Source organism: Boseongicola sp., from assembly GCA_014075275.1.
In the GTDB taxonomy this organism is placed as follows: Bacteria; Pseudomonadota; Alphaproteobacteria; order Rhodobacterales; family Rhodobacteraceae.
Genome location: CP046179.1, coordinates 3,228,420 through 3,254,971 on the forward strand (window position 1 = coordinate 3,228,420; position 26,552 = coordinate 3,254,971).

The 26,552-nt window shown below is 56.1% G+C and carries 27 protein-coding genes, 1 other RNA gene and 1 pseudogene; 15 read left to right on the top strand and 14 right to left on the bottom strand.

What is annotated here, in order from left to right; genetic code table 11:
* Positions 1-78 precede the first annotated feature (78 nt).
* Positions 79-708, bottom strand: coding sequence for a ribonuclease T (locus GKR98_16185; protein ID QMU59585.1), 630 nt, complete (start codon positions 706-708; stop codon positions 79-81).
* Between the two features lie 122 nt (positions 709-830).
* On the opposite strand from GKR98_16185, the gene GKR98_16190 reads away from it, so the two are divergent.
* Positions 831-1,574 (top strand): DUF1013 domain-containing protein, encoded by a 744-nt coding sequence (locus GKR98_16190; GenBank protein ID QMU59586.1) that lies wholly within the window; start codon positions 831-833, stop codon positions 1,572-1,574.
* Positions 1,575-1,857: 283 nt separating this feature from the next.
* On the opposite strand, the gene recR is transcribed toward GKR98_16190, so the two are convergent.
* From recR to GKR98_16205, 3 genes are read right to left on the bottom strand one after another with little or no spacing between them, the layout of a single operon-like run.
* Positions 1,858-2,451 carry a recombination protein RecR gene (recR, locus tag GKR98_16195; protein QMU59587.1) on the bottom strand — a complete coding sequence of 198 codons (594 nt, stop codon included), beginning with the start codon at positions 2,449-2,451 and terminating at the stop codon, positions 1,858-1,860.
* 4 nt (positions 2,452-2,455) lie between these two features.
* Positions 2,456-2,800, bottom strand: coding sequence for a YbaB/EbfC family nucleoid-associated protein (locus tag GKR98_16200; protein QMU59588.1), 345 nt, complete (start codon positions 2,798-2,800; stop codon positions 2,456-2,458).
* A 9-nt stretch (positions 2,801-2,809) separates the two neighbouring features.
* Positions 2,810-4,567, bottom strand: coding sequence for a DNA polymerase III subunit gamma/tau (locus GKR98_16205; protein ID QMU59589.1), 1,758 nt, complete (start codon positions 4,565-4,567; stop codon positions 2,810-2,812).
* Between the two features lie 233 nt (positions 4,568-4,800).
* Between GKR98_16205 and GKR98_16210 the strand changes: the two genes are divergently transcribed.
* From GKR98_16210 to GKR98_16220, 3 genes are read left to right on the top strand one after another with little or no spacing between them, the layout of a single operon-like run.
* Entirely contained in the window at positions 4,801-6,342 is a 1,542-nt protein-coding gene (locus GKR98_16210) for a hypothetical protein (protein ID QMU59590.1), read from the top strand.
* Positions 6,329-6,844 (top strand): protein phosphatase, encoded by a 516-nt coding sequence (locus GKR98_16215; protein ID QMU59591.1) that lies wholly within the window; start codon positions 6,329-6,331, stop codon positions 6,842-6,844. Before GKR98_16210 ends, GKR98_16215 begins: the two co-directional genes overlap by 14 nt.
* On the top strand, positions 6,844-7,164 hold the full coding sequence (locus GKR98_16220; protein ID QMU59592.1) for a hypothetical protein: 321 nt from the start codon (positions 6,844-6,846) through the stop codon (positions 7,162-7,164). The genes GKR98_16215 and GKR98_16220 overlap by 1 nt, the downstream gene beginning before the upstream one ends.
* On the opposite strand, the pseudogene rsgA reads toward GKR98_16220, so the two are convergent.
* Positions 7,161-8,182 (bottom strand): annotated as a pseudogene (gene rsgA / locus GKR98_16225) (ribosome small subunit-dependent GTPase A). The gene GKR98_16220 and the pseudogene rsgA sit on opposite strands and share 4 nt — an antisense overlap.
* A gap of 142 nt (positions 8,183-8,324) precedes the next feature.
* An RNA gene (ffs, locus tag GKR98_16230) (signal recognition particle sRNA small type) lies at positions 8,325-8,423 on the bottom strand.
* Between the two features lie 153 nt (positions 8,424-8,576).
* Between ffs and GKR98_16235 the strand changes: the two genes are divergently transcribed.
* Together GKR98_16235 and GKR98_16240 are read left to right on the top strand one after the other, a co-directional pair.
* Complete coding sequence (locus GKR98_16235) at positions 8,577-9,392, top strand: SDR family NAD(P)-dependent oxidoreductase (GenBank protein ID QMU59593.1); 816 nt, start codon at positions 8,577-8,579, stop codon at positions 9,390-9,392.
* Positions 9,389-10,372, top strand: a complete 984-nt coding sequence (locus tag GKR98_16240; GenBank protein ID QMU59594.1) for a helix-turn-helix domain-containing protein — start codon at positions 9,389-9,391, stop codon at positions 10,370-10,372. Before GKR98_16235 ends, GKR98_16240 begins: the two co-directional genes overlap by 4 nt.
* A gap of 14 nt (positions 10,373-10,386) precedes the next feature.
* On the opposite strand, the gene GKR98_16245 is transcribed toward GKR98_16240, so the two are convergent.
* Positions 10,387-10,731 carry a hypothetical protein gene (locus GKR98_16245; GenBank protein QMU59595.1) on the bottom strand — a complete coding sequence of 115 codons (345 nt, stop codon included), beginning with the start codon at positions 10,729-10,731 and terminating at the stop codon, positions 10,387-10,389.
* Between the two features lie 3 nt (positions 10,732-10,734).
* Complete coding sequence (locus GKR98_16250) at positions 10,735-12,711, bottom strand: bifunctional 2',3'-cyclic-nucleotide 2'-phosphodiesterase/3'-nucleotidase (GenBank protein QMU59596.1); 1,977 nt, start codon at positions 12,709-12,711, stop codon at positions 10,735-10,737.
* Between the two features lie 186 nt (positions 12,712-12,897).
* Between GKR98_16250 and nudC the strand changes: the two genes are divergently transcribed.
* Together nudC and GKR98_16260 are read left to right on the top strand one after the other, a co-directional pair.
* On the top strand, positions 12,898-13,860 hold the full coding sequence (nudC, locus tag GKR98_16255) for an NAD(+) diphosphatase (protein ID QMU59597.1): 963 nt from the start codon (positions 12,898-12,900) through the stop codon (positions 13,858-13,860).
* A 15-nt stretch (positions 13,861-13,875) separates the two neighbouring features.
* Positions 13,876-14,331, top strand: a complete 456-nt coding sequence (locus GKR98_16260; GenBank protein ID QMU59598.1) for an SRPBCC family protein — start codon at positions 13,876-13,878, stop codon at positions 14,329-14,331.
* On the opposite strand, the gene GKR98_16265 is transcribed toward GKR98_16260, so the two are convergent.
* Positions 14,328-15,131 carry a hypothetical protein gene (locus tag GKR98_16265; protein ID QMU59599.1) on the bottom strand — a complete coding sequence of 268 codons (804 nt, stop codon included), beginning with the start codon at positions 15,129-15,131 and terminating at the stop codon, positions 14,328-14,330. The genes GKR98_16260 and GKR98_16265 overlap by 4 nt on opposite strands.
* Positions 15,132-15,265: 134 nt before the next feature.
* Here GKR98_16265 and GKR98_16270 point away from each other — a divergent pair, with 134 nt between their 5' ends.
* Both GKR98_16270 and GKR98_16275 read left to right on the top strand, forming a co-directional pair.
* Positions 15,266-16,843 (top strand): glycosyl transferase, encoded by a 1,578-nt coding sequence (locus GKR98_16270; protein ID QMU59600.1) that lies wholly within the window; start codon positions 15,266-15,268, stop codon positions 16,841-16,843.
* Positions 16,844-16,851: 8 nt separating this feature from the next.
* Complete coding sequence (locus tag GKR98_16275) at positions 16,852-17,223, top strand: HIT domain-containing protein (protein ID QMU59601.1); 372 nt, start codon at positions 16,852-16,854, stop codon at positions 17,221-17,223.
* Between the two features lie 190 nt (positions 17,224-17,413).
* Here GKR98_16275 and GKR98_16280 read toward each other — a convergent pair whose 3' ends face one another.
* Positions 17,414-17,650 carry a ubiquinone biosynthesis methyltransferase UbiE gene (locus tag GKR98_16280; protein ID QMU60143.1) on the bottom strand — a complete coding sequence of 79 codons (237 nt, stop codon included), beginning with the start codon at positions 17,648-17,650 and terminating at the stop codon, positions 17,414-17,416.
* A gap of 140 nt (positions 17,651-17,790) precedes the next feature.
* On the opposite strand from GKR98_16280, the gene GKR98_16285 reads away from it, so the two are divergent.
* Together GKR98_16285 and GKR98_16290 are read left to right on the top strand one after the other, a co-directional pair.
* Positions 17,791-18,672 carry a LysR family transcriptional regulator gene (locus GKR98_16285; GenBank protein QMU60144.1) on the top strand — a complete coding sequence of 294 codons (882 nt, stop codon included), beginning with the start codon at positions 17,791-17,793 and terminating at the stop codon, positions 18,670-18,672.
* Between the two features lie 293 nt (positions 18,673-18,965).
* Positions 18,966-19,328, top strand: a complete 363-nt coding sequence (locus GKR98_16290) for a DUF4440 domain-containing protein (protein QMU59602.1) — start codon at positions 18,966-18,968, stop codon at positions 19,326-19,328.
* Positions 19,329-19,498: 170 nt separating this feature from the next.
* Here GKR98_16290 and GKR98_16295 read toward each other — a convergent pair whose 3' ends face one another.
* Positions 19,499-20,575, bottom strand: a complete 1,077-nt coding sequence (locus GKR98_16295; protein ID QMU59603.1) for a DUF2652 domain-containing protein — start codon at positions 20,573-20,575, stop codon at positions 19,499-19,501.
* A gap of 256 nt (positions 20,576-20,831) precedes the next feature.
* Here GKR98_16295 and GKR98_16300 point away from each other — a divergent pair, with 256 nt between their 5' ends.
* Together GKR98_16300 and GKR98_16305 are read left to right on the top strand one after the other, a co-directional pair.
* Entirely contained in the window at positions 20,832-21,473 is a 642-nt protein-coding gene (locus GKR98_16300) for a transglycosylase SLT domain-containing protein (protein ID QMU59604.1), read from the top strand.
* Between the two features lie 17 nt (positions 21,474-21,490).
* Complete coding sequence (locus GKR98_16305; protein QMU60145.1) at positions 21,491-22,141, top strand: transglycosylase SLT domain-containing protein; 651 nt, start codon at positions 21,491-21,493, stop codon at positions 22,139-22,141.
* A gap of 7 nt (positions 22,142-22,148) precedes the next feature.
* Here the strand turns inward: GKR98_16305 and GKR98_16310 are convergent, their stop codons facing one another.
* The 3 genes from GKR98_16310 to GKR98_16320 form a co-directional block, all read right to left on the bottom strand.
* Positions 22,149-23,210, bottom strand: a complete 1,062-nt coding sequence (locus tag GKR98_16310; GenBank protein QMU59605.1) for a hypothetical protein — start codon at positions 23,208-23,210, stop codon at positions 22,149-22,151.
* 52 nt (positions 23,211-23,262) lie between these two features.
* Positions 23,263-23,406 carry a hypothetical protein gene (locus GKR98_16315; protein ID QMU59606.1) on the bottom strand — a complete coding sequence of 48 codons (144 nt, stop codon included), beginning with the start codon at positions 23,404-23,406 and terminating at the stop codon, positions 23,263-23,265.
* A 318-nt stretch (positions 23,407-23,724) separates the two neighbouring features.
* Positions 23,725-24,144, bottom strand: coding sequence for a hypothetical protein (locus GKR98_16320; protein ID QMU59607.1), 420 nt, complete (start codon positions 24,142-24,144; stop codon positions 23,725-23,727).
* Positions 24,145-24,308: 164 nt separating this feature from the next.
* Between GKR98_16320 and GKR98_16325 the strand changes: the two genes are divergently transcribed.
* Positions 24,309-26,444, top strand: a complete 2,136-nt coding sequence (locus GKR98_16325; protein QMU59608.1) for a malate synthase G — start codon at positions 24,309-24,311, stop codon at positions 26,442-26,444.
* The last annotated feature ends 108 nt before the right edge of the window (positions 26,445-26,552 follow it).

The window sequence follows — 26,552 nt, forward strand, 5'->3', positions numbered from 1 at the left end:
GAAAAATACTCCGGGGAGTGTGAGGGGCAGCGCCCCTCGCCCACCGCGATGCGCGTCAGCGCAGCGCAATTTAAATCCTCACCGAACCGGCGAAAACAATGCATCCGACATCGTGCAATCCCGCGCCACAGATCCCGAACACGCCCGCGGCTCCAACCCTCGCGTCAGACAAATCCGCGCCTCCTGAATTCGCCCGGCCTTACACGTCACCGTCAGACCATCCGCGCGTAACACTTCATTGTCCTCAAGGAATGCCTCTTCGATCACCGTCGCGGGCAACCGTATCTCGCGTTCCAATCGACGGAACACATCCGGGCGAATGACACGCCCATAGGCTTCCCGCGCCAGCGCATAGAAATCTCGTGACGAAAGCCCAGAACACCGCCCGTGTTTGTTCCATTGATGCCAGGCCGATCCGCCCGATCCCTTGATATCCGCCATGGCGGCCGTCTCTGACCGCGAGGGGTTTCGATGCCCCGTGTGACAGTAGCTTGGCCAACCATCCTCATATTGCGGCCAAAGCCCGTGTAAAACCCATCCAAAGTCCGCTTCATCGTCGCATTGTGGTGACCCGCGCCGATCCCCTTCCAACGCACACCACGTCGGCGACCAACTCAATGCCAGCACATAGTAATCGAAATCCCCCGCCTTCTCGCCATCTCCCCAGGCAAACCCGGTCAAAGCCAGCCACATAACGAACACACGCATTTCCTCTTCCCTCCGGGTCAAAACGGGACTATATCCCCGCCAACTTCCCCGAAATCGAAGATGTGGTCCAGCCGGACCGGGCGATTTCCCGGCGCGGGAAAGATTTGTCAGGAGTGTGCCAAATGAACAAACCGATCATGGCCAAAGCCACAGCCGTCTGGCTGGTGGACAATACAACCATCAGCTTCAAACAGATCGCCGATTTCTGCGGCCTGCACGAGCTTGAGGTTCAGGGCATCGCCGATGGCGACGTGGCCACCGGCGTGAAGGGGTTCGATCCTATCGCGAACAACCAGCTGGTTCAGGCAGATATCGACGCCGCCGAAAAAGACCCGCTGAACAAGCTGAAACTCAAATTCAACGCGGCCGCCGTAGGCGAAGAAAAGCGTCGCGGTCCGCGGTACACGCCTCTGTCCAAACGCCAGGACCGTCCGGCAGCGATCCTTTGGCTGGTCAAGTTCCACCCCGAACTGTCCGATGGCCAAATCTCGAAACTGGTTGGCACCACCAAGCCGACCATCCTGTCGCTGCGCGAACGCACGCACTGGAACATCTCGAATATTCAACCAGTTGACCCGGTTGCTCTTGGCCTGACCAAGCAATCCGAACTGGATGCCGCCGTTCAAAAGGCGAACGAAAAGAAAGCAAAAGAAGGTGGCGTCATGTCCGACGACGAACGCCGCAAATTGGTCTCGACTGAACAATCGCTTGGGTTGCCGGAAGAGCCAAGAATACCAACAGCAATCTCTGGCCTCGAAACCTTCTCTCTCAGCGACAATGAAGACGACGACAAAGAAGATGAACTGCCTGATGCTGACAGCTTTTTCAATCTGCCCGAGGGCGGAGACGAAGACGAACAACCTTAAAAAGTTCCCTCGGCTGCCCTTAAACCCCGGCTTATTTCAGCCGGGGTTTTTGTTTGTCCAATGGTCAGCGCGCGTTCTGTTAACAGCCAATACATTCCACCGTTCGCTTTCATCGATACCGACGTGATACCGACGTAATACCGACACGATACAGACAGCCCATTTCCCTTAAAAAGCAGGTGATTCGCTGGAAACCCCGCAAAACTAACGTCGGTGGACCCGTGCGTCGCGTTAAAGTGTCATCAGTGTTTGAAAGAGATCTGGTGTCGATCAGGCTCAAAATCTAAAGCGACTTGCGCGCTTTTAGGGCTGCTGTGATCGTCCCATCGTCCAGATAATCCAGCTCACCACCAATCGGAACGCCCTGTGCCAGCGACGTCACCTGCACCCGCCCCTCCAACTGGTCGGCGATATAATGCGCCGTCGTAAGTCCATCGATAGTGGCATTTAACGCCAGAATAACTTCGCTGATGTCTTCGGTCTGAATCCGGTCCACCAGTTTTGGTATGCGCAATTCTTCGGGACCGATGGCATCCAAAGCTGACAATGTGCCACCCAATACATGATAGCGCCCTTTGAACACGGCGGCCCGCTCCATCGCCCAAAGGTCGGCAACATCTTCGACCACGCACAACTCACCATTGCGTCGCTTTTCGCTGTCACAAATCTCGCAAAGATCCGTGGTGCCAATGTTGCCGCAGTTCAGACATTCTCGCGCGGTCTCAGCGACCTGCTGCACGACATCTGCTAAAGGAATCAACAACAACGATCGCTTCTTGATCATGTGCAGCACAGCACGCCGAGCTGACCGGGGCCCAAGCCCCGGCAGTTTTGCCATCATCTCGATCAGGTTTTCTAACGCGCTCTGTTGAGCCATTATCTTAAAACGGCAGCTTCATATCCGCCGGCAAGCCCATGCCCTCAGTCAGCTTCGACATTTCTTGCTGATGCTTTTCAGATGCTCTGGACTGCGCGTCCTTGATGGCTGCTAAGATCAGAGCCTCGACCACTTCACGCTCGTCGGGATTAAAGATCGACGGATCAATACTGAGCGCCGTCAACTCACCCTTCGCCGTCGAAGTTGCTTTGACCAAACCCGCACCGCTTTCGCCGACAACCGTCATCCGGTCCAGCTCTTCCTGCAGTTCGGTCATTTTCGTCTGCATTTCCTGTGCGGCTTTCATCATCTTGCCCATATCGGCAAGGCCGCCCAAACCTTTCAGCATTTCATTCTCCTACTCGTCCTCGAAAGGATCCCATTCGTCTTCAACTTCGGCCAATGCCTCGGTTGTTATCTCAACTGTTAACTCTTCCGGTGTTTTCAAGTCGCCGATTTGTGCGTCCGGAAAAGCATCGAGAATCGCCGACACCAACGGATGCGCCCGCGCCTCGGATTTCATGGCCTCTTTGCTGGCTTCGCGCGCCTCGGAAATTGTTTGTTCACCACCTTCGGATACAACTGATACCGCCCACCGAACGCCGGTCCATGCCTGCAAACGTGATCCAAGACGTTGCGCCAGGTCTCGGGCCGCATTTGGGGCTGGTTCAAATTCAATGCGTCCGGGCTGATAGCTGACCAACCGGACACCACTTTCGACTTCGACCAGCAATTTCACATCGCGGTTCGCCCGCATCAGATCGACGACATACTGAAACGTCGGAAACCGGGCCAACGCGCTTTCCGGCGCTTGTGCCAAAGCGGTTTGTGCGCCCACGGCCGTAACACCGCCGCCGGAGGACATCTCGGTCGCCCTTTCGGCCACCGCGCTCGTGCCGGCGGGACCTTGAGGAGCAGTCGCTCCGCCACCGCTTGGCGCAGGCGGCACAGGCGTGTCTTTCAACTTTGCTACCAGGTCACCAGGCGTCGGCAGCTCTGCCACATGCGTCATGCGGATCACCGCCATTTCAGCGGCCATCATCGCATTCGGCGATAGGGATACTTCCTCCAATGATTTCAATGACATCTGCCACATTCGCGCTAGCACGGGCATTGAAAGCCGATCCGCCATATCGCGCCCACGTGCCCGCTCATCCGGGCCAACCGTCGGATCGTCTGCCGCTTCCGGCGTAATGCGGATAACACTGATCCAATGCGTAATCTCGGCCAGATCACGCAGCACCGCCATCGGATCGGCCCCGTCACCATACTGTGACGACAGTTCAGTCAATGCCCCCGCCGCATCGCCAGCCATGATCATATCGAACAGGTCCAGCACCCGACCCCGGTCCGCCAGGCCAAGCATTGCACGGACCTGATCGGCGGTGGTTTCACCGGCACCGTGGCTTATCGACTGATCCAGCAAAGACTGCGCATCCCGTGCCGACCCTTCCGCCGCCCGCGTAATCAACGCCAGCGCATCATCCGAGATCTCGGCCCCTTCCGCCGTGGCAATCCGCCGTAGCATCGCGATCATCACTTCCGGCTCGATCCGCCGAAGATCAAATCGCTGACAACGGCTTAGAACAGTCACAGGAACCTTGCGGATTTCGGTCGTCGCAAAGATGAACTTCACATGCGCTGGCGGTTCCTCCAACGTCTTCAACAGAGCGTTGAACGCGCTAGTTGACAGCATGTGAACTTCGTCGATGATGTAAATCTTGTAGCGCGCCGATGCCGCTCGATACGCCACCGAATCGATGATCTCGCGGATGTCGTTCACACCAGTCCGGCTGGCCGCGTCCATCTCCAAGACGTCTACATGACGCCCTTCAGTGATGGACACGCAATGCTCGCATTCACCGCATGGATCGGTCGTTGGGCCACCGTTTCCGTCAGGCCCGATACAGTTCATGCCCTTGGCAATGATCCTTGCCGTCGTCGTCTTGCCAGTGCCGCGAATGCCAGTCATTACAAAGGCTTGCGCGATCCGATCTGCCTCGAACGCATTCTTCAGCGTGCGCACCATTGCGTCCTGACCGACAAGATCAGCAAAGGTCTCCGGGCGGTACTTCCGCGCCAGAACCTGATAGCCTGTGTCGGTGGTGTCGCTCATGCCGTTTGGTCGATCCCTCAAGTCGATAAAGCCTAAACCGTCTGACGCCGACCGTCCACAGTCCGGGTTGCCCAAATCGCCTCAAGGGGCTAAAAAGCGCCATGCCGTTTGGGGCGGCAGCCAGGTCCGCGGACAGCCGTCATCGGCACCCCACTTCAGACCCGAACGATCACATCGTCGGTGTTTCTCATGCCCGGATCAGCGGACCGACGGGCCAATTGATGAGGAGCCCGATGCCAAAATCCATCGAGCAATTGCGCCGTGATGCCAAGGCGCTTCGCAAGGCCTACGAGGCCCAGGATACCCGTGCCAACGCACGGATCCAAAATTATCCACCCAGATCAGATGGTGCGCCTCTAAAGCACGCTGACTTCCTGCATGTCATTGCTTTGGAAAACAGTTTTGCAAGCTGGCCCCAATTGTCTTGGGCAGCAGAGACGGTCGGTTTGGATCGCGCAGCCAAACAGCAACGCCTAAAAATCGCGATCTATCACGGCCAGAATTGGGTAATCGAAGCGCTTTTGCGCGACACACCTGATCTGGCTGCGGATAACTTTGGTTTGCAATGCGCGCTTTATGATCGCGCGGCAGTTCTGGATGCGCTGAAAGCTGATCCAAGTCTTGCTGTCAGGGATTTCGGGCCTCGCCGACCGATCCTGCATCTGGCGTTCTCAAAATACATTCATGACCGCCCTGATCTCGAGGGTGACATGCTGGCAATTGCAGGGGCGTTGTTGGAAAATGGTGCCAATGTGAACGACGGGTTCCCTTCCATGCCCGGCGAAGATCATTTGTTGTCAGCGCTTTACGGGGCCATCGGCCATGCCAATAACTTGGTGCTGGGCCGTTGGCTGTTGGAGAATGGTGCCGATCCCAACGACAATGAGTCCCTCTATCACTCGACAGAGTTAGGCCGCCACGATGGCCTGAAATTGTTGCTTTTACACGGCGCAAAGCCGAAAGGAACCAACGCTTTGCTGCGCGCAATCGACTTCGACGATGTCCCTGCGGTGAAGTTGTTGTTGGAGGCAGGGGCCGAAGTCGATGAATTCAATGATGAAGAAATCGGTGGCGAAAAGCCCTTTGTGATCCCCGCATTGCATCAGGCGGCACGGCGGATGAGCGGGCGCGAAATGATCGAAACATTGCTGGACGCCGGTGCAGATGCAACCCGAGTCTATGAAGGGATGGCGCCCTATGCATTCGCGCGGGTGTTCGGAAACGACGCGCTTTCTCAAGCGCTTACCGCGCGAGGACACACAACGACCCTTTCCCCGATTGAACGGTTGCTGGCCCAAATAGCCGATAATGAGCTTCCGGGTGGAACGTTCATTGATCCCGCAAAAATGCCGGAAGCTGCGCGAAATATCGTGCGTTTGATCCTGCATCTTCCCGGCAAGCTGGACCATATAGAGAGGTTGGTTGAGGCCGGTGCAGAGTATGACCTCGCAGACGATCAAGGGCTGACTCCTGTGCAACTGGCGGGTTGGGAAGGTTTGCCAGAAGTGTTGGGATATTTCCTTGGTTTGAAACCGGATCTTGGACACATTAACGGTTATGGCGGGACATTGCTGTCAACGATCATTCATGGGTCCGAGAATGGGCCAGATCGCGCGGCGCGGGACTATGTGACCTGTTTGGAACTGGCATTGAACGAAGGGGTTGCACTACCGCGCAGAGCCATAGAGCTTGCGGGCGAGCCGCATGTCGCCGCGTTTCTGGCGGACTGGGCCGAGGCGCATCCCGGTCAGGTCGTGGAGGGTGGCGTTGCCTGAATGGTCGGTCAGCGAATTGCCACTTGGCAATGGTGTGCTGGGGATCAGCCCGATTCCCGGCCGCCAAGGAAACTATACGTCTGATTTCAACCGCTTGGCCCTTTGGGGGCCGTCTTTGGTTCTGACGATGACGACATCGTTGGAACTTTCTCGGGTCGGTGCGGATGGTCTTGCGGATGATCTGGCTGCGCTTGGCGTCGCCTGGAGGCACCTTCCAATCATCGATTTCGGGGCCCCGGGGTCCGAGACCGAACCGCTCTGGTCCGACGTTTCTTTGCAGGTGCATGAGATATTGGCGGAGGGTGGCAAAGTTCTGACGCACTGTTTCGGGGGTTGTGGTCGGTCGGGGATGATTACGCTCAGAGTGATGGTGGAAGCGGGGGAAGATGCTGAAAAGGCGCTTACGCGGCTGCGTTTGGTTCGACCATGTGCTGTTGAAACGGATGCGCAATCCTCGTGGGCCGCTGCCGCGAATGGCGCGCAGAAAGAAGGGCGCGAATAATGCGTGATAGCGCGCCAAGTGATGGCCTTAGATTTTTGTTTACAGGGCTCTACGCCCTTTGGGTGCTGCTGTTTTGTTATGCCTTTTTTGCATTTTTAAACACGCCATCTGAAGGCGATGGGTTCACCGCCGGAATGAACCGACCGCTGACATATCTGGGATGGCAGGGCGCGGCGGGGATGTTGGCGTTTGCGGTATTTGGTGTTGGACGGCATTGGCCCAAGGGATCACCAGCGCGCAGGCTGTCTTTGCTGCCGCTGGTGATTGCCTTGCTGCATGTGATTGGAATTGTTGGCGTAATCTTTTGGGCGCGGGCCTAGTCGCCGCGGTTCTTGCGCTTCTCTGACATCACATTTCGCACCATCTTGCCAAAGCCTTTGTCTCGGGCACGGGCTTGGGCGATGGTTTCCGAGTTGCGTAGGTCTTCGGCCAACAGTTTTCGCCATCGTGCGACACGCTGAGGTTCCAAGTCGCCCGCTTCAATCGCGGCTTTCACAGCGCAGCCCGGTTCGCTTTCGTGGGCACAGTCGCTGAAGCGACATTCAGTTGTAAGCGCTTCGATATCCTTAAATACCTGAGCGATCCCATCACCGGAATCGACAATCCTAAGGGCGCGCATGCCCGGCGTGTCAATCAACCAACCGCCGGCTTCAACGCGCACCAATTCGCGGGCGGTTGTGGTGTGCCGTCCCTTGGCATCGTCTTCGCGGATGTCCTGGGTTACTGCTTCGCCACCCGCCAGTGCATTCCGAATGGTGGTCTTACCGACGCCCGATGACCCGGCCAATGCCAAGGTTTCACCAGCGCGGCACCAGGGGTGCAAACGTTTGATCTCTAACGGGTCTTTGGCGTCCACGGCCAACGCAGTCACAAGGGGAGACAAACGTTCGGCGCGTTTCACATAGCTGTCGGGGTCTTCGTCCAGATCGGCTTTCGTCAGGATGATCAACGGCAGACAACCCGCCTCGGACGCCATGACCAGATAGCGTTCCAGACGTGCCTCGTTAAAGTCGGCGTTGCATGAACTGACAATGCCAAGCGTCGTGACGTTGGCGGCGATCAACTGTTCGCGGGCGTCTTCCCCGGCGGCGCGGCGTTTCAGGACGGACACACGTTCGAACACATCGGCGACGGCATCGTCATCGGCTAGAACCCAATCGCCAACGGCGATGTTCCCGGTGCCGTTTGGTGCGCGCAATGTCCTTGTTTCATTAGGGGATATCGCGGTGATCCGGTCGCGATGAACCGAGGTAACGCGAAGGGGTGAAGATCATTTGCGTCGCCCTGACGCACAAAATGCGCCGACCATCCGAGGTCAGCATAGGAAAGTTCAGTCATTGGTTGGGTAGCCCTTGGAAAACGAAAACGGGCTGCGTTGCCGATTTGGCGAGCAGCTTATAATTCCGTGGCCTGACGTGCGTTAGCGACGTGCGGCCCGGAGGGGCGATACATTGGCCATAAATCCTCCGATCGTTCGTTTGGGTGAGAGGCTGGACAACGACCCAAGCGGGGCTCGTTACGGCTGCTTCCTTCCGGATCTGACCGGGTTGGCGAGGCGCCTGCCCGCGCCAACCTCTCACCTCTGCATGTAGTTGGAAGCGATTAGATTCGCAAGTCTGACACTTCGAGAATGACGATTGGCACGCTTGGCCATATGTTTGGCACGTTCTGCGAGTGTTGCGGCATCAATCGTCGGCTACTTCATCTTCAGCATTCAGATTGGAGAAACGAAATGACTCGCAAATATCAAACGGTTCTGGTCACCGGCGCATCGTCAGGCATGGGCAAGGACTTTGCCCTTCGACTGTTGAAAGATGGCATGACCGTCTATGCCGCTGCCCGCAGTGTGGGGAAGATGAAGGATTTGGAAGACGCGGGGGCGATTGTTCTGGCGATGGATATTACCAAGGAAGGCGATGTTGTTGCAGCAGTTGAGAAGATCAAAGCCGGGCATGGTGGTGTTGATGTTTTGATCAACAATGCAGGCTATGGGCAGTACGGACCTATGGAAGATACGCCGGTCGACAAAGCACAGTATCAGTTTGAAGTGAACCTGTTCGGTCTGGCGCGTCTGACGCAACTTTTGCTGCCATCAATGCGCAGCAAGAAGGCCGGGCTGATCATCAACATCAGTTCGGTGGGTGGCAAGATATATACGCCGCTAGGGTCTTGGTATCATGCGACAAAACATGCGCTAGAGGGGTGGTCGGATTGTCTGCGGATCGAGCTGAGGCCGCTTGGGATTGATGTTGTGATTATCGAGCCGGGCTTGATTGATTCTGGGTTCAGCGGCGCACTTGAGGCCAACTTTGTCGCCGCCGAAGACACTGCCTATTCGAAGATGATTGATGCACTAATGAAAGCAGCCGAAAGTGGTATTGCCGCTTCGCCACCTAGCGTCATTACCGATCTTGTCGTGAAAGCGATAAATGCACGCCAGCCAAAAACCCGCTATGCTGCTGGAAAGATGGGATCTTCGGGAATATTTATGCGGTGGCTGCTGCCGGATCGTTGGTTTGACAGGATGATAATGAGCCAGTTTTCATGACGCGACCTTTTACCGTTGATCTTGGTTGGGCAGCCTTGCTGAACAACCTGGGTATTCGTGCCGCTGACCTTTTGCGATCGGCGCGGTTGCCCGATGGGTTGTTCACTGAAGGTCGCCCGACCTTGAACACCGACGAGTTCATGCGGTTGTGGAACGCGGTTGTAAATGCGTTGGACAGCGAAACTCCGGCGTTGGTGCTTGGGCAGTCGGTGACGTCCGAGACGTTCAGCCCGCCCTTGCTTGCCGCGTTTTGCAGCCCCAATATGACGACCGCATCGCGGCGTTTGGCGACTTATAAGCCATTGATTGGCGCGTGTATTTTGGAATCACACGAAACTTTGGGTGGGTTGGAGCTGACCTATGGTGGCGAGCCCGGGGTGGAATTGCCAGAAGAGTTTCTGCTGACCGAGTTGGTTTTTCTAGTGCACCTAATTCGGTTGGCGACCAAGGCGCAGGTGAATCCTATTGCGGTTGAAATGGTCTCGCCACCGGATCATCCGGCCTATGCTGAGTTCTTTGGGCACCGGGTTCGAACCGGGCCGTTTAACCGGGTTGTCTTCGCGCCCGGGGATGCCGATCGGCCATTTTTGTCGGCAAATCCTGCGTTGTTCGGCGTGTTTGAACCCGAGCTTCGGGCGCGGCTGGATGAGTTGGAGCGGGATACTCAGGTCACGGATCGGGTGCGAGCCGTTTTGATGGAAGCGATGCCGAGCGGTCAGCCGGAAGTGAAGGAAGTGGCGCGGCGGTTGGGGATGAGTCAGCGGAGTTTGCAGCGTAAGCTGAATGGCGAAGGCACGAATTTTCAGGCCGAGTTGCAGGCGCTGCGCGAGCGGTTGGCGCGGGGGTATCTGGCGGATACGACCCACACCAGTTCAGAGATTTCGTTCCTTCTAGGGTATGAAGATCCGAACAGTTTTATCCGTGCCTTTAGCGGTTGGACTGGGACATCGCCCGAAGCGATGCGGTCTCAGTTGCATTAACCTTTCGTTAAGACTTACTTCGACTTCTTGGTCGGTTTCGGCTTCAACGTGCGTGCGTTGGCGACGCATTTCGTAAAAACCGTCTTGAGAGCCGCGTCGTCCGCAATCAGGTCATCGCGAATTTCGACGTATCCGCGCATTGTGCTGTTGTATTGGATAACGTCGTATGGCCCGTGTTCGTCTTCGAATGCGGTTTTATCGTCCTTGGATAAACGAAACGCTAAGGTGCCGTCCGGTGCCAGAAAGCTGAACATGTTTCCGTTCATCGAGGTATAGCGCGAGGCCTTGCCTTTGATGGCGAAGTCGTCAAACCCCGCCACCAAGTTTTCGTAAACCGCGAGCTTTTGTTCGCGGTCCATGTTTTACAGCTTCAGCCGGAACAGCGCGAACCCATCTGCACCGTCGCCTGCCGGGGCGACATCGAGACCTTTCAGGTCATCCACATAATCCGCAGCCTTCGGCCCGGTTTCGAACAGAACTGAAGTGTCGGCCAGTGGCGCAAAGGTCCAGTTGGCGTCTGCCGATGGCTGGATCGTGCCCTGTTCGACGATGTAGCGGACGATCACGTCGCGGTTGGTGTCGGGGGCTTCGAAGATCACTGTGGATCCGTCTGCGCCCGGGAACGAACCGCCGCCGCTGGCGCGGTAGTTGTTGGTTGCGATCACAAACTCCATATCGTCTGTCACCGGCTGGCCGTTGTAGGACAGGTTCTTGATCCGGTTTGCAGTCGGGTTCAGGTCTTCGCCCTTTGGCCCGTATTTGGACGGCTGGCTGAGGTCGATCTGGTAGGTCACGCCGTCCATCACGTCGAAGTTGTAGGACGGGAAAGATGGGTTCAGAAGTGAGGTGTCGCTGGTTCCCGGTGTGACCTGATTGAACATACCGGCCGAGCGTTCCAGCCAATCGCGGACCTCTTTGCCCGAAATGCGCACAGCGCGCACGGTGTTCGGATAGAGGTAAAGGTCGGCCACGTTCTTGATCGCCACATCGCCCGCTGGCACGTCGGTGTAGTATTCGGGGCCACCGCGACCACCGGCTTTGAACGGCGCTGCGGCTGAGAGGATTGGAAGGCCCTCGTGTTCAGTGCCTTTCATCATCTCTTCGATGTACCATTTCTGGGCGATTGAGACGATTTGCACTGATGGGTCATCGGCGACCAATGCGAAGTAGCTGTGCAAGGGTGCTGCGGTCTTGCCGACGGCGGTGCGGACATAGTTCAGTGTCGCTTCGTGGTCGGCCTTGGTTGCGGACAGCACATCTTCGCGGCTTTCGACAAGTGCCGAAGTTGAGCGGTCTTCGTTGCGCTTGCTGATGGGCCGGGTTTCGACAGCAGTGTTCACCACGCGCCAATCGCCGCCTTCACGCTCCAGCATCAGGTCGATCACGCCCAAGTGGCTGCCCCAGAACCCGCCCATTGTGGCAGGCTTGCCGTGGATCAGGCCGTTTTCGGCGTCAACGGCTGAGTAGTCGGCGTAGGTGGCCGAAGGGAAGACAAGGTGGCTGTGGCCGGTGACCAGCGCGTCGATGCCGTCGACAGCGGCCAATGGGACCGATGCGTTTTCCATACCGTCAGTTTCATCTGCCGAGCCAATCCCTGAGTGGCTGAGCGCGATGATGATGTCAGCGCCTTCTTCACGCATTTGCGGCACATAAGCGCGCGCGGTCTGCACGATGTCGCGGGCGGTGACGTTGCCTTCTAGGTGCTTGCGGTCCCAGTTCATGACCTGTGGTGGCACAAAGCCGATAAGGCCGACTTTGATGGCGTGTTCGTCGCCGTTACCGTCTTTCAGCATCCGGTCGAGGATGACGTAGGGTTGGATTAGCGTGTCGTCGGCGGCGGGGCTTGCGCCTTCGTTCTTGACGATGTTGGCGGAAATGACTGGGAAGTTTGCGCCAGCCAGCGACTTCATCAGGAAGTCCAGGCCGTAGTTGAATTCGTGGTTGCCCAGCGTCGATGCATCAAAGCCCACGGTGTTCATCGCGGTGATGACCGGGTGCATGTCGCCTTCTTTCATGCCGCGTTCGTAAGCGATGTAATCGCCCATTGGGTTGCCTTGCAGGAAGTCGCCGTTGTCGAGAAGCAGCGAATTTGTGGCCTCGGCGCGGATGTCGGCGATATGGGCGGCGGTGCGGGCAAGGCCGACGGTGTCGCGGGGTTTGTCGGCGTAATAGTCATAAGGCCAGACGTGTACGTGAAGGTCAGTAGTTTCCATAATGCGCAGGTGTGCTTGGCCGCCTGCAGCGCGAGCCGAGAACGGGTGCAGCGCGATCAGGCTGGCACCAGCGGTGGTGGCAAGGAACGAGCGTCGGCTCATAGCGGTCGAGTTCTTAAATGACATGAATATCTCCCCAGGTGAGTCGGTTTATTATCTGATGGGAACATGAAATCGCCGTGACACCCAGCCGAAAATCGAGGAGCTAAGGATAGTTCGCGACATGGCGTGTCCAACTCGCTGAAAATGCGGGGTCTTGCAGGCAGTTGCGCTTGGGCGTTTATTGGCCGAGGCAGCTAAAGGGCAGGCAACGTGAAGCACGCAGAAACCGTAACTTTTGGCGGTTCGGGATTGGACCGGGCAGCGAAGGTGCGCGAAGACAAGGCCGCATTGGCGCAGCTATTGGCCGAAGACAGCCCAAGAGTATTGCCGTTTTGGCGCGGCAAGCCGCTTTTGGCGGTGGATACCGGTGCGCCGGTTTGGTTGGCAGCCAATCATTCGGTTCTGGATGACGCAGATGAAGCGCCCGTTTTTCTGGGGTTGGACGAGGGCGAGGCGCGGTTTGCGCAGGATATTTCGAACTGGGAACCGGATGCAGTGCCGGACACAGTTGGCGCGTTTCATGATCCGTCTGAACAGCTGCATCCCAATCTGCCGGCGACGCAAGCGTTTGCCGAGTTGAGGGCGAACATGACCCGGTTGTCGGCCCGCGATGCCGAACTTGTTGCAACGGCCAAATCCATTATCAACTGGCATGAGACCCACGGATACTGTGCGAAGTGTGGTGGAAAAAGCGAGATTGCGAACGCGGGGTGGCAAAGGGATTGTCCTGCTTGCGGATCGCACCACTTTCCGCGCACGGACCCAGTCGTGATTATGCTGATCCTGCACGGAAACTCGGTGCTAGTTGGGCGGTCGCCCGGCTGGCCTGAAGGCATGTATTCTTTGTTGGCAGGTTTTGTGGAACCAGGAGAGACAATCGAAGCGGCTGTGCGGCGCGAGACATTGGAAGAGTCTGGGATCAAGGTAGGACCCGTTGATTACTTGTCGTCGCAGCCTTGGCCATTTCCGTCTTCGTTGATGTTTGGATGTTGCGGGATCGCCCAAACCACTGACATCGTTGTCGACACCGACGAGCTGGAAGATGCGGTTTGGGTGACACGGGAAGACATGATGACGGCGACCCTTGGGAACCATCCAAAGATCAATCCGGCCAGAAAAGGGTCGATTGCGCGATTTCTGATCGATAACTGGCTTGCCGATACGCTCGACTAAAGCGATCAAGAGACCATGAAGTTTGCGACCCACGAAGATATCGACGCACCGATCCAGACAGTATTCGACTCTGCCACGGATTTTGACGGTTTTGAACGGCAAATGCTGCGGCGAGGGATTGATGTGGCTCATGACGAGGCGCTGCCGCCGCCCATGCCCGGTGCGCGCTGGCGCATTTCATTGCCATGGCGAAATCGGACCTATGAGATAGATGCCGATCTTCTGTCAGTAGATGAGGGTGTTGGTTATGCTATCGAGGCCAAATCAGGTGGCGTAAATGGCTTGGCCGTTGTGGATCTCGTGGCCTTGTCGAAATCGCGGACGCGGTTGTTTGTTTCGCTTGATCTGCGCGCGTCCAGCTTTGGGTCCAGGTTGTTGCTGCAATCGCTCAGGCTGACCAAGTCGTCACTGACGAAACGGTTCAATGCGCGCATTCATGCGTTCAGCAGATCGGTTCCGACTGACGACTAATCGCCCAGTTTGGCCTGCACTTCCTCGAGGTCGATTTTGCCTTTCGGCATGGAATTAGCGGGATTGTGGAAGTCGTATTTGAATAGATTGAAATCACGTTTGTAGATTTCATAGACAAGATGCATCGACAAATCGTCAAAGTAGTCTTCGATTGGATGTGCCCGTTTGGGGCCGTGCCCCTCGCTTTCATTGAATTTCTGCAGGTTTTCCAGATCGATGGAATGCGGCGTCTCGATTGAACTTAGGACATCCTGCATGCCTTCGTTGAATTTCTCGGTCCAGATGATCCGATCATACTGGCTGCCATTCACGATGAAGGTTGAGATATGCCCGGACTGAGCGGACCAGTGAATGTCGGGGTCCATGGGTTTGCGAAATTTGATAGTGTCGCGTGCGAATAAAAGGAACCGTCGGAACATTGCGATCTGATCAAAATCGCCTTCGATATTGATGCCATAGCGCTGGGATAATTGCGGTATCAGATTGCCGCGGTAGCGGTTGCCGTTCCGTTGAATGCCCGCGATCTTGTCAAAAAAAGAAGAGAGAATGCGCGTGTAAGGGTTTCGCACACAGGTGAACGCGAAACTTTTGTGGTCTCTTACTGTGGACTCGATCACTTGTTGACTGTCGCCTTGAGACCACTTGTGCAGACCTTCGTGGTCATCGTGTATATCGCCCTCAAAAAAGGCGCCGTGATCAGAGTAATGCATGATCTGCCCGATCGTCGAACAGGCGCATTTTGGAACCACGCGATAAACCATGCTTTCGCTGCGCGTCATCCATGTGCCGGGAAAGCCCATAGTATCCTTGATCCCTGACCAGTTAGGCCCAAATGGCCGTTTGGCGCAGACAATCAAAAAACCAAGGGTTCTTCAATCCTTTGACTTCGGTTATGAGTATTTCAGTGAGGTAAACAGGCGGGATAATCGAGGGAATGGCGCAGATCGCCTATATCCTTCTCTGTCACAAAGACCCGGATGCGATTATTGCGCAAGCCGAACGGCTGACTGCGACCGGTGACAAGGTGGCAATACACTTTGATGCGCGCTCGCCCCGGTCTGATTTTGAGATGCTGCAGGCTGCACTAAGCACGAACTCGAATGTGGTTTTTTCCAGAAAGCGTCACAGATGCGGATGGGGAGAATGGAGCTTGGTCGGTGCGACGCTGAGCGCGCTGGACACCGCGTTGGCGGCGTATCCAAAGGTTACGCATTTTTACATGCTTTCGGGGGATTGTCTGCCCATTAAGACCTCGCAGTACGTTCACGATTATCTGGATGAGAATGACGCCGATTTCATTGAGAGTTTTGACTTTTTCGAAAGCGACTGGATCAAGACAGGCTTCAAAGAAGAGAGGTTGATTTACCGTCATTGGTTTAATGAACGTTCGCAGGCCAATCGGTTTTATGCGGCCTTTAATCTTCAGAAAAGGCTGGGATTGAAACGGCGCATACCGGCCGATCTGCAGATCATGATCGGAAGCCAATGGTGGTGCCTGAGACGTCGGACGGTTGAAGCCGTGGTGGAATTCATACGTCGGCGGCCGGATGTGTTGAAGTTTTTCAAGACAACGTGGATTCCAGACGAGACTTTTTTCCAGACGCTGGTGAGTCATCTGGTGCCGGAAACCGAAATCAAACGGCGAACTCCGACTTTTCTAATGTTTACAGATTACGGAATGCCAGTGACGTTTTATAACGACCATTTCGATTTGCTGCTGGCGCAAGACTTTCTGTTTGCACGAAAAATCAGTCCCGAAGCGCAGGACTTAAAAAAGCGACTTGGGGCGCTTTATGCGGAGACCGGTCGTGACTTCAAAGTGTCGCACGAGGGGCGGCGGCTGTACGATTTTTTGACGGGGCGCGGTCGTATTGGCGAGCGGTTTGCTCCGCGGTTCTGGGAGAAGGATGCGACCATCGGGCGCGAGCGCGAACTGATGATCGTGACGTGCAAGAAATGGCACGTGGCCAAGCGTCTTCTGGACCGGGTTGGGACGGTGTCGAACCTGCCTTCGATTGAGTATCTGTTCGACGAAGAAGCGACGCCTTTGCCGGACCTTGGCGGTATTCAGGCGACCTTGGAAAAGCGCACCCGGCACCGCCGCGCGTTGATGCGGATGCTGTTCGATTACTATGAAACCGACCGGTTGATGATCTGCTTAGATCCTTCAAATCTTGAGCTTTTCCGGGATTTTTACAACGACCGCAGCGAGACTCGTTTGCTGGAGATCGAGTGCCAGTATTCAGACGATTATCTGGTGGGTCATTCCAAGCGCGTGGGGCTTGCTGGCGAGGCGACTCCGGACGATGCGTTTCGGACTTTGTTGCCGACGATCCGCAATGATGTCTTTCATGAGAGCGAGAAAATTCGGGATGAGAATTTTCCAAGTTTCTATCGCATTCGTGAAAAAGTCAGTGCCGAGGAAAATGCTGGTCCTTTGGCGAAATTCCTGGGCATTGAGCGTGAGAAAGCGCTGGAGATTGCCCGCACCGATTACCTGTTTATAGACTGAGGACTGCCATGGCTTACGCCTATGATGACGCCAATATTTTCGCGATGATCCTGCGCGGGGACATCCCAAACAACACCGTTGCCGAAACCGAGCTCACGCTTGCTTTTCGCGACATCAACCCGCAGGCGCCAGTGCATATCTTGCTGATACCCAAGGGAAAATATGTGACGGCTGATGACTTTGCCGCGAATGCAAAGGCCGAAGAAATTGCGGATTTCTGGCGTGTGTTCGCCGGGGTTATTTCGGCTGAAGGGTTGGGTGCTGAGGGCGATGGGTATCGCGTAATTTCGAACGCGGGCGAGCATGGCTTGCAGGACGTGCCGCATTTCCATCTGCATTTGCTGGCCGGTCACCGGTTGGGGCCGTTGTTGGCGCGGTAAGGTTAATGGCGCGCGCGGTGTCTTTGTGGCTGCGCGGCCCTCAAATTGGTTAATGCCCTTATTTATATGGGAATCCGGCTGTCGGTATTACGTCGGTATCACGTCGGTGTTAATGCAGCGCGCGGTGGCTGGATGGTTTGGTTAACAGACCGCGCGGTGGGGGTCTGTTAATCAATTTAGCGGCGGCGGATCAGGCGCTGGCCATTCCGGCGATCATGGCCCCGAACGCGACGAGGTGGATCAACATCAGGGCGCGGTCTTTCCACATGTAGCCGACGATGAACCAGCCCACGACACCGACTAGGGAAAAGTATATATTCCAAGGTGTTAACCCAAACCCAGTGGCAGCATAGCCAAGAATTTGGATGATTGATGCGGCCCATTTGATGATGAATGCGGTTCTGTCGTCGCGACTGGTGGTTTGCATGGGCGTTCCATGAATATTTTCTACTGTCATTTTCGTATCTCATGTCTGTGAAGTTCTATTTGACCCATAAATAGATGGGTATATGGTCGTGAACGAGAGAGAAGTTCTGCTTTAAGATAATAGGAAATCTATTGGCTGATATGTTGCAGCTGCCACCGCTGAACGGGTTGCGGGCTTTTGAGGCCGCAGGTCGGCATCTGAATTTTCGGGCAGCGGCCGAAGAACTGGGTGTCACGCAAGGCGCTGTGGCGCAGCAGGTGCGAGGGCTGGAAGCGGTTCTGGGCCTGCGGTTGTTTGATCGGCACGCGCGTGGGTTGTCGTTTACCGGGGAAGGGCGCGGGTATCATGCGGCAGTTGCGGATGCGTTCCAGGGATTGAGTGCGGCCACGGCGGCATTGAAGCCGGGTAGTGAAGCCGTGACCATCAGTGTCACTCCGACGTTTGCGGCAAAGTGGCTGTTGCCGCATTTGCCTGAGCTGTCGAACAAGGCCCCCGAGATTGATCTGCGAGTGATGGCCACGGAAGGGGTGATGAGCTTTCGCGCCGATGGCATTGATTTGGCCGTGCGGCAGGGGCAGCCGCCGTTCGGGGCAAGTCTTGAAGCGCATCTTCTGTTTCGAAACCGGATCGTCGCGGTGGCTGCGCCGGGATTGCTGGACGGATTGGGTGGCGGTGGGCTGGTCGGTGCTTTGGAAAAAGTGCCGTTGGTGCATGATGTGCATGACCTGTGGCCAGCGTTTTATCGAAGCGTTTTGCGCCACGAAGCGCCGGCGCGACGGGCGGGACCGCGATTTAGCCAGACGTCACTGGCGATGGACGCTGCACTTGCCGGGCAGGGCGTTGCGCTGGTTCCGCAGTTCCTGGCGCGCCGGGATATCGATGAGGGAAGATTGGTGCAGGTGACAGAAGAGGCCCTGGAGGGGCCGGGGGATTTCTATCTGCTGGCGCAACGGCCGGTGCGTGATGGGGGTGCGATTGCGAAGGTTTTGGGGTGGATGACGGCGGCAGCGGAGGTGGAGTGATTTGGTGCTGGTGGGAGTTGAGTATTTGCGACGATGGGCAGAGGGGGTTGCTGAAGGTGGGTGTTTGACCGGCGGAAGTTGGGACATTGCTGCCGTTCGCTGCAAGTGCGCCAATCGATAGGCTTCCAATGTCTGCTCTGCGGACAAAGCTGACATTGCGGTAATCCGGATTAAAGCGTTTTTTGCTTCGCTGCTCTCTCAGAAGGCACGGAATAAAATCGTAAAATACAAGATCACTTGCTTCTGGTTCTGTGATACGCACAGTTACCAACAACATTAATTCGGGGGAAAACATGTCTGATATTGATACCGTTAAAGCGCTCGACGCGGCCATTATCGAGGGGATCAACGCGAAAGACGCGGACAAGGCCACCGCGCCCTATGCCGAAGACGGAGCGATCATGCCGCCCGGTGCGCCGACGATGTCGGGCCATGATGCCATCCGCAGCTATTGGCAGGCAGCAATAGATGGTGGCCTGAGCGATGTCGTGGCTAGCCCGACTGCCGCCGAGGTCAACGGAGATTCTGCCGTTACAATGGGAACGCTCGCCGCCTCTATGGGAGGACAGGGGCTGTCTGGGAAATACATTTTGTATTTCCGCAATGGCGACGATGGCTGGAAAGTCCAACGCGACATCTGGAACTTCGACGCATAAACTTGGCGGGGCGGGTTTACCCGCCCCCGAAACTCAATTCGGCCGGTCGGCGATTGCATAATTGCCTTTAGGCGTCGGTATGCTTTTGAGGGACACTGCGAAAGTCGCCAGTAACAGCGACACAGACCTTGGGCCAAATGCCAGAAACGCCCAATGTTCTGGTTAACATGCTATTTCGCGGCCTCTATCTTCGCCTCCATCTTGTCAAACGAGTCCTTCCAGAACCCAGCCAGGAATCCGGACGCTTCTTCTTCTGATATCTTGGACCTATTTCCGTCGGCGTCATGCGCCATGCCCATGGTGTAGCGCAATTCGGTGCCGGTGTCGGTCTGCGTCAGATGATAAGTCTCGGGCAAATCTATTCCCGGGCGAGCCGGATCTTTAATCCGGGTCGAGAAATAGATGAAGGGCTCCCAATCGGTAATTTGATAGATAAAATCTGCAAGCTCGTGGGCACAATGATACCTTGAACCGTTTCCAACGCGTCCGACTTTGTTGTCAGCCGAAACCGATTTTATGCCATCCATCCAGCTTTCTTTGAGGGTCGGGTCGACCAACAGTTCCCAGACGACACCGGTGGGTGCATTGAAATGACGGCGATAGGTCCAGACACCATCCTCTTCCTCAAGAAAGAAGCGCTCGCGTTCTGAACGGAATGTCTCCCAGGCCTTTGCAAGATCAAATACTTGCATCGGGACTTCGCCGAAGTGTTCGAATTCTTGCGAAAAAGGCTGCAAAGCCTCTTCGATGTCCATCGCTTTGGCGGCGGCGTCGCTAAAGAGTGCGTAGCTGCGTACGCCGGTGATTTTGGTTACATCTGTCTTGGTCATCCGGTGAACCAGAATGACATCGGCGCCGGAGATGTCGTTCACCGGCCCAACCTTCATCTCAGCGAACTGTCCGTAATGGGCGATGATTTTTAAATCTAGCGTGTCGACGTTCGAGCAAGCAGTACAGGTGCAGGTCGTATTCGAAATGATGTCCAGCCGCCGATTGGCAAAGCCGTTGTACAGGTTCTCACAGATGGCAAGGAACGTCTCGCCGGACGGAAACTGCTGCCTTGTCGAATAGGCCAGAATTGCATCGCCTTCCATCTTCCAGAAGTGCAATGGGTCGCCAACCTGTTCGACCAGCGACTCCAACAACGACTGCAGAATCGGATTGGCGTGATCCATTTCAGAAGATGTAAGAAATTGTGTATAACCAGAGATATCTGCAATCAACAAATAGCCTGTGTGAGTTGTCATCGCTTCACCCCAATCGATTTGTAATATGAAGTCTAGAATGTGTTGTGGCCAAATGAAACCGAATTGAGCGGAAGGTCTTTAAAGATTTGAAACGGTCGAGTTTTGTTCGTGTTGCGGACCATGGTGCATTTCAGATCCGCTCAGGGCTCAAACTTGGCATCCGATCGATGCAAAGGTCTTATCAGCAACGCTACACCCCCATTTCGACGCCTATTCCCACGCCTCATCTCAAAACTCTTGGCGGAATCAGCAATAAATGTTTCAATCGCGGTCCGGGTGGGAGCGACGGACGGAGACATGCATGCGCCGTATCGCGCTTTTTGGAATGGGAGCGGCCATAGGTGTCGGGGCTTTGGCCTTCACCTTTTGGCCGGATTCAGAGCCCGATTTCATTGCCGAAAGGGCGCCTGTCAGATGGGATGAAGAGCCTTTGTCCGAGCGCTGGACGCGGGCGTCTTTAAGAGCGCTGGAGACTCACGGTGCGCCGCTGATTGCTTTGGTGCCAGAGGATATCGGGGACTATTGCCCGGCTTACGGCGACGGCGGCGAAGAAGTGCGCAAGGCGTTCTGGCTGAACTTGCTGGCATCGCTGTCCTATCACGAAAGCACCTGGCGGCCGACGGTGTCGGGCGGCGACGGCAAATGGCATGGGTTGTTGCAAATTCTACCGGCGACCGCACGTGGTTATGGGTGCCGCGCGGGGGACGAAGACAGTCTTAAGGACGGCTCGTTAAATTTGTCCTGTGCGATCAGGATCATGGCGGTGACAGTGCCGCGCGACCAAGTTATCTCGCGCGGTTTCAAGGGAATTGCAGCGGATTGGGGACCATTTCATCAAGAGCGCAAGCGTCTGGACATGCAAAGCTACACCAGCGCTTTGCCGTTTTGCCAGAAATGAAAGCTGTTGTGTTTTCAATGGCGATCTGGGGGATCGTCACGTCCGCGATAGCTCAGGAAGCGGTTGTTGAAGGACCAACCAGCGCCGCGCCGGAAACTTTGTCCATCGGCCCATCGCCACGCGACAATGATGTGCCCCGCGCGCGTTGGGAACATCGAACAGGCGGCATGCTTTGGACGCGTGTGGCCGTGTCTGCGGTTGAAACCCACGGACAGGCGCTATTGGATGTGGTTCCACGCGACGTTGCCGAGTGGTGCCCGGCCTATCCATCGGCCAACAAGCAAGACCGCGCGGCGTTCTGGGCGGCGCTTTTGTCGACACTGGCGCGGTATGAGAGCACCTGGAACCCGAATGCGGTCGGCGGCGATGGGCGTTGGTTCGGGCTTTTGCAGATTTATCCGCAGACGGCCGAATTTCGCAAATGCAGGGTTCAAACCGGCGAAGGGCTGAAAAGTCCGGCGGCCAATCTGAATTGCGCCGTGCGGATCATGGCGATCACCGTGCCGCGCGATACGGCAATTTCGTTGGAAGAAAACCGCTGGAAAGGGGTAGCGGCCGACTGGGGTCCGATCCGCAACAGTTGGATGCGGCGCGACATGCAGCGTTATACGAAAAAGCAGTCGTACTGCCGCGCACTGGCCGAGGTGCGCCCAAGGGCGCGGCCCTGAACGGTTGTCAGGCGGCTTTGGACGCCATTTGCGCCGGATAATATTGACCTACTGTCACCTTGGGCGTCCCTGCGCGCTGGAATGTCTCGGCAAGCCGGGCGCGGATATTTTGCAGCTCATCGTTCCAGATACGAGGGTAGATGACCGTTAGGTTGCGCCGCACAAGGGCATCGAAGGCCGACTGAATTGTGGCGCGACGTTCCTCGCTTCCGAACTGGGATTCGTGGTCCAGTATGGCGGCGGCCCAGTTTACTTCCGACTGTGTGCCGGACATGCGTGCCATATCCATCAACGCGCCGCCGAACCGAGCGGTGTCGATGTGCTCTCGCATCTCGGGCGCGAGGTCGAGAACCGGAATGAGGCAAAGCGCATAGCCAGCCTGACCGAGGGCTTCGTCGGTGCGTTCTTCGGCGCGCAGAGCTTCGCCCAATAGGACATCCGGATTATCGCGACAAAAGTGTGCCAGTTGCGGCATATGGGTTGCATAAATTTCTGGATTTGAAGGATCTAGGTCAATCCAGTCTTCAAAGGCAGGTCGCAAACGGGTGCCGCCATCGGGCATGCCCAAAGCAAGCTCGTAACAGGCCCCTGCCACCAAGGGAGACATGAAGGCCACCGCGTCAAAGTGGTTCAGAATAGCTTCGGCTTTTAGATAATGATGCGCCATCCGGCGCCATGCGTCGGCGCGGTCTGCGTCGGGCCAGAAATCAGCGGGACAGCTTGCCGCAACCATGATGTGCGCACGTGCAGCCAGCACCGCCAGAATGTGATCCTGCGGGGCGGCACAGTGACGCTCGACAAAGCGGGCAACTTCGCGCTCTGCACGATCCAAAGATGCAATTGACGTCCGGTCGGTTTCATCAAGCAGCGACCGCAGCCCAGCCAAACAGGCATCAACGGCTATTTCGTGGTGACGGGCGCCGCCCGGCGTGGACTCTAATCTTTCTTCCCAATCGGCGATTGTTTTTGACAAGACATCCCATTCGCCCTGAACCGCCAGATGGGTGATACGGTTGATGACGCCTGCGCGTTCGATCAGATCGGGATCAGCCTGAACAACCGGGATCATGAGTTCACGCGGGATACGTTGTTTTGGTTCATCAGCGCTGGGCGCGTGTCGATCAGTTCGATATCGCCTGAGACTGCCCATGGTTGAGACTGCCCATGGTAATGGCACCCAGAAGCGTCAGTGAAAAGGCGACGCCAACCGGTCCGGTCAAAACCGGAGGAAGCGCTGTCAAAAATAGCGACAGATCGGGGGGCATTGTGCAGGTCTCCGCCAGAACAGAGACAATCTGGTCACGATTTCCGGCAAATTTGTGGCGATCAGCCTAAAAAACCGCTGAATTTGAACGAATCCAACGTGGAAATCGCGTGTTTTGCACCAATGACACGGTTGGCGCATAGCTGCTGCCCGATGCCAGCGTCGCGCGTCGCAACGGTTCAATGCCGTTTCTCATGCCAGTCATGTTCATCAAATTCGCAGCAGATTGATGACAGCTATGCAAGAATTCCGCGTCAGACTTCAGTGAAGTTGGGGGATTTCTGCGGTTGGTTAATGTGAGCGGAACCGGTTGGTCGTTTCAGAATAGGCGCTGCACCTTGACGCCCCGTGTCTGCAACTCTTCGTCAAAGATCCGTCCGGATGGGATGCAGGCCGCGGGCACATACAATCGCGGGCCAGAGTGCCGGAAGATGGTCACACGCTGCGAAAGATCCAGACCTGTGCGTGCCTTGACCATATCGATGTCGTCAATGGTGACCGAGGCACCCCGTTGCCCGATTTTCCACGAGATTTGGGTTTCGTCGATTGTCATCTCCGCCTGCGTGTTGGCGATGACGCCCCAGACCGCCGGGGATATCAGCACAGCAAAGACGGCAGCTACGATGGGATGCAAATTCATGAAGAATATCAGCAGGATCAGGGCCAGCACTGACAAAGCTGTCATGGTGATGTCCACAGGTTCGCGCGAGCCGCGTTTATGGTGAAAGACTTCGGCCATAGCGGCCTGACTAGGCGCTTGCCTGCCCCGGTGGCAAGTCCATTTTAATGCAGTGTTCAGCGCAAAATCATGAATTGGATAGGTCAGCGAACCAATCTGCTTGAAGATATGCAAGGTTCAAAATATGAAATCGGCCAGCGTCTGAAGACTTGAAGGAACCATAAATGACTGAACGCTTTCACAAATCGGGATTGTCCGTTGACCCGATCATGGCAGATTTCATCGATAATCAGGCGCTGCCCGGAACCGACATCTCGCCCGAGGAGTTCTGGGAAAGTTTCAGCGAAATCGCTCATGATCTGGCGCCAAAGAACGCGACTCTTTTTGCTGTTCGCGAAGAGATGCAGGAAAAGATTGATGCCTGGCATGGCGACAATCCGGGTCAGATCACCGATTCTGAACGCTATGAAGCGTTTCTGCGCGAGATTGGCTACCTGGTGGACGAGGGCGAGGATTTCGCACTGGAAACTGTAGGCACTGACCCTGAGATTGCAATGATCCCCGGGCCGCAATTGGTGGTTCCAATTACCAATGCGCGCTATGCGCTGAATGCTGCGAATGCCCGTTGGGGATCACTTTATGACGCGCTTTATGGCACCGACGCCATCGGCGACTTGCCGACTGGACGTGATTATGATCCGGCCCGTGGTGGGCGGGTGATCGCATGGGCCAAGGGACATCTGGATCAAGCAGTGCCGTTGGCCAATGGAAGCTGGGCAAATGTAACGTCGCTGGGAACTCATGAAGATGCTCTGACAGTGGAGCTTGCCAATCCGGCGCAGTTCTTTGGTTGGTCGGCGCGCGGTTCCGCCAAGTCTTACCTGTTCAAAAAGAACGGCTTGGCGATCGAGGTAACAGTGGATGCTGAACATCTGATTGGTAAGGACGACCCTGCCAACATAGCCGATATCCGTCTTGAAAGCGCCATGAGCGTGATAATGGATTGCGAAGATTCGGTGGCTTGCGTTGATGCCGAGGACAAGGTTCTTGCCTATTCAAACTGGCTGGGTCTGATGCGGGGCGATCTGAGCGAGGATATTACGAAACGGGGTAAGACTTATACGCGCCGCTTGAAGGGTGACGCGACATACACCGCTTTGGATGGTACCTTTTTTGCGCAGAAAGGGCGCGCTTTGATGTTGGTGCGCAATGTCGGCCATCTGATGACCAACCCGGCGATTTTGATGCGTGATGGCAGTGAAATTCCCGAGGGGTTGATGGATGCCATGGTGACGACGACGATCGCTTTGCACGATCTGATGAAGTCGGGCGGCACCCGCAATTCGCTGAGCGGATCAGTCTATGTTGTAAAGCCGAAGATGCACGGGCCTGACGAGGTTGCCTTTGCTGAAGAGATCTTCGCCCGGGTCGAGATGGCGTTGGGGTTGGCGCGCAATACCGTCAAGCTGGGGATCATGGACGAAGAACGTCGCACCTCGGTCAATCTGAAGGAATGCATTCGGGCGGCGAAATCACGGGTGGCGTTCATCAATACCGGATTCCTGGATCGAACGGGTGACGAGATTCATACGTCAATGGAAGCCGGGCCAATGATCCGGAAGGGCAATATGAAGAATACCGCCTGGATATCGGCATATGAAGATCGCAACGTCGATATCGGACTGGCTTGCAGATTGTCGGGCCGCGCGCAAATCGGCAAGGGGATGTGGGCCGCGCCGGACATGATGGCCGACATGCTGGAGCAAAAAATCGGGCACCCGCAATCGGGGGCCAATTGCGCCTGGGTGCCGTCGCCGACGGCGGCCACGTTGCATGCAACCCATTACCACAAGGTCGATGTCATGGCCCGCCAGGCAGAGCTTGCCCGTGGCGGTGCGCGGGGCAGCTTGAAGGACTTGCTGACAGTGCCATTGGCGGGCAAACCGGACTGGAGCGACGCGGATATTCTCGAAGAGATCGAAAACAATGCACAAGGCATCCTTGGATATGTGGTGCGCTGGATTGATCAGGGTGTGGGGTGTTCGAAAGTGCCCGATATCCACGATGTCGGGTTGATGGAAGATCGCGCGACTTGCCGGATTTCTTCCCAGGCTTTGGCGAACTGGTTGCACCATGGGGTAGTGACCAGAGATCAGGTGATGACGGCGATGAAAAAGATGGCGGCCGTTGTGGATGGGCAGAATGCGGGCGATCCGTTGTATCGCAATATGGCACCGACGTTCGACACAATTGCCTTTCAGGCCGCCTGTGATCTGGTTTTTGAGGGGCGCGCTCAGCCATCGGGCTATACCGAGCCTGTTCTGCACCGGCGTCGTCAGGAGCTGAAAGCAGCAACTTAAGCACAGCCCTCAAGGATCTGAATGCGCGACTTGCGCGCCTCGGATCTGCGCAAATTTCAACCAATGTGTGAAAACTGAGTGACGACTGTGCGCTTGAGGCGGTTAATT

Excerpts from the sequence above, each read along its gene's own strand:
- GKR98_16185 (QMU59585.1), bottom strand. The coding sequence starts at position 708 with ATGCGTGTGTTCGTTATGTGGCTGGCTTTGACCGGGTTTGCCTGGGGA.
- GKR98_16190 (QMU59586.1), top strand. The coding sequence starts at position 831 with ATGAACAAACCGATCATGGCCAAAGCCACAGCCGTCTGGCTGGTGGAC.
- recR (QMU59587.1), bottom strand. The coding sequence starts at position 2,451 with ATGGCTCAACAGAGCGCGTTAGAAAACCTGATCGAGATGATGGCAAAA.
- GKR98_16200 (QMU59588.1), bottom strand. The coding sequence starts at position 2,800 with ATGCTGAAAGGTTTGGGCGGCCTTGCCGATATGGGCAAGATGATGAAA.
- GKR98_16205 (QMU59589.1), bottom strand. The coding sequence starts at position 4,567 with ATGAGCGACACCACCGACACAGGCTATCAGGTTCTGGCGCGGAAGTAC.
- GKR98_16210 (QMU59590.1), top strand. The coding sequence starts at position 4,801 with ATGCCAAAATCCATCGAGCAATTGCGCCGTGATGCCAAGGCGCTTCGC.
- GKR98_16220 (QMU59592.1), top strand. The coding sequence starts at position 6,844 with ATGCGTGATAGCGCGCCAAGTGATGGCCTTAGATTTTTGTTTACAGGG.
- GKR98_16235 (QMU59593.1), top strand. The coding sequence starts at position 8,577 with ATGACTCGCAAATATCAAACGGTTCTGGTCACCGGCGCATCGTCAGGC.
- GKR98_16240 (QMU59594.1), top strand. The coding sequence starts at position 9,389 with ATGACGCGACCTTTTACCGTTGATCTTGGTTGGGCAGCCTTGCTGAAC.
- GKR98_16245 (QMU59595.1), bottom strand. The coding sequence starts at position 10,731 with ATGGACCGCGAACAAAAGCTCGCGGTTTACGAAAACTTGGTGGCGGGG.
- GKR98_16250 (QMU59596.1), bottom strand. The coding sequence starts at position 12,711 with ATGTCATTTAAGAACTCGACCGCTATGAGCCGACGCTCGTTCCTTGCC.
- GKR98_16260 (QMU59598.1), top strand. The coding sequence starts at position 13,876 with ATGAAGTTTGCGACCCACGAAGATATCGACGCACCGATCCAGACAGTA.
- GKR98_16265 (QMU59599.1), bottom strand. The coding sequence starts at position 15,131 with ATGGGCTTTCCCGGCACATGGATGACGCGCAGCGAAAGCATGGTTTAT.
- GKR98_16270 (QMU59600.1), top strand. The coding sequence starts at position 15,266 with ATGGCGCAGATCGCCTATATCCTTCTCTGTCACAAAGACCCGGATGCG.
- GKR98_16275 (QMU59601.1), top strand. The coding sequence starts at position 16,852 with ATGGCTTACGCCTATGATGACGCCAATATTTTCGCGATGATCCTGCGC.
- GKR98_16280 (QMU60143.1), bottom strand. The coding sequence starts at position 17,650 with ATGCAAACCACCAGTCGCGACGACAGAACCGCATTCATCATCAAATGG.
- GKR98_16285 (QMU60144.1), top strand. The coding sequence starts at position 17,791 with ATGTTGCAGCTGCCACCGCTGAACGGGTTGCGGGCTTTTGAGGCCGCA.
- GKR98_16290 (QMU59602.1), top strand. The coding sequence starts at position 18,966 with ATGTCTGATATTGATACCGTTAAAGCGCTCGACGCGGCCATTATCGAG.
- GKR98_16295 (QMU59603.1), bottom strand. The coding sequence starts at position 20,575 with ATGACAACTCACACAGGCTATTTGTTGATTGCAGATATCTCTGGTTAT.
- GKR98_16300 (QMU59604.1), top strand. The coding sequence starts at position 20,832 with ATGTTTCAATCGCGGTCCGGGTGGGAGCGACGGACGGAGACATGCATG.
- GKR98_16305 (QMU60145.1), top strand. The coding sequence starts at position 21,491 with ATGGCGATCTGGGGGATCGTCACGTCCGCGATAGCTCAGGAAGCGGTT.
- GKR98_16310 (QMU59605.1), bottom strand. The coding sequence starts at position 23,210 with ATGATCCCGGTTGTTCAGGCTGATCCCGATCTGATCGAACGCGCAGGC.
- GKR98_16315 (QMU59606.1), bottom strand. The coding sequence starts at position 23,406 with ATGCCCCCCGATCTGTCGCTATTTTTGACAGCGCTTCCTCCGGTTTTG.
- GKR98_16320 (QMU59607.1), bottom strand. The coding sequence starts at position 24,144 with ATGGCCGAAGTCTTTCACCATAAACGCGGCTCGCGCGAACCTGTGGAC.
- GKR98_16325 (QMU59608.1), top strand. The coding sequence starts at position 24,309 with ATGACTGAACGCTTTCACAAATCGGGATTGTCCGTTGACCCGATCATG.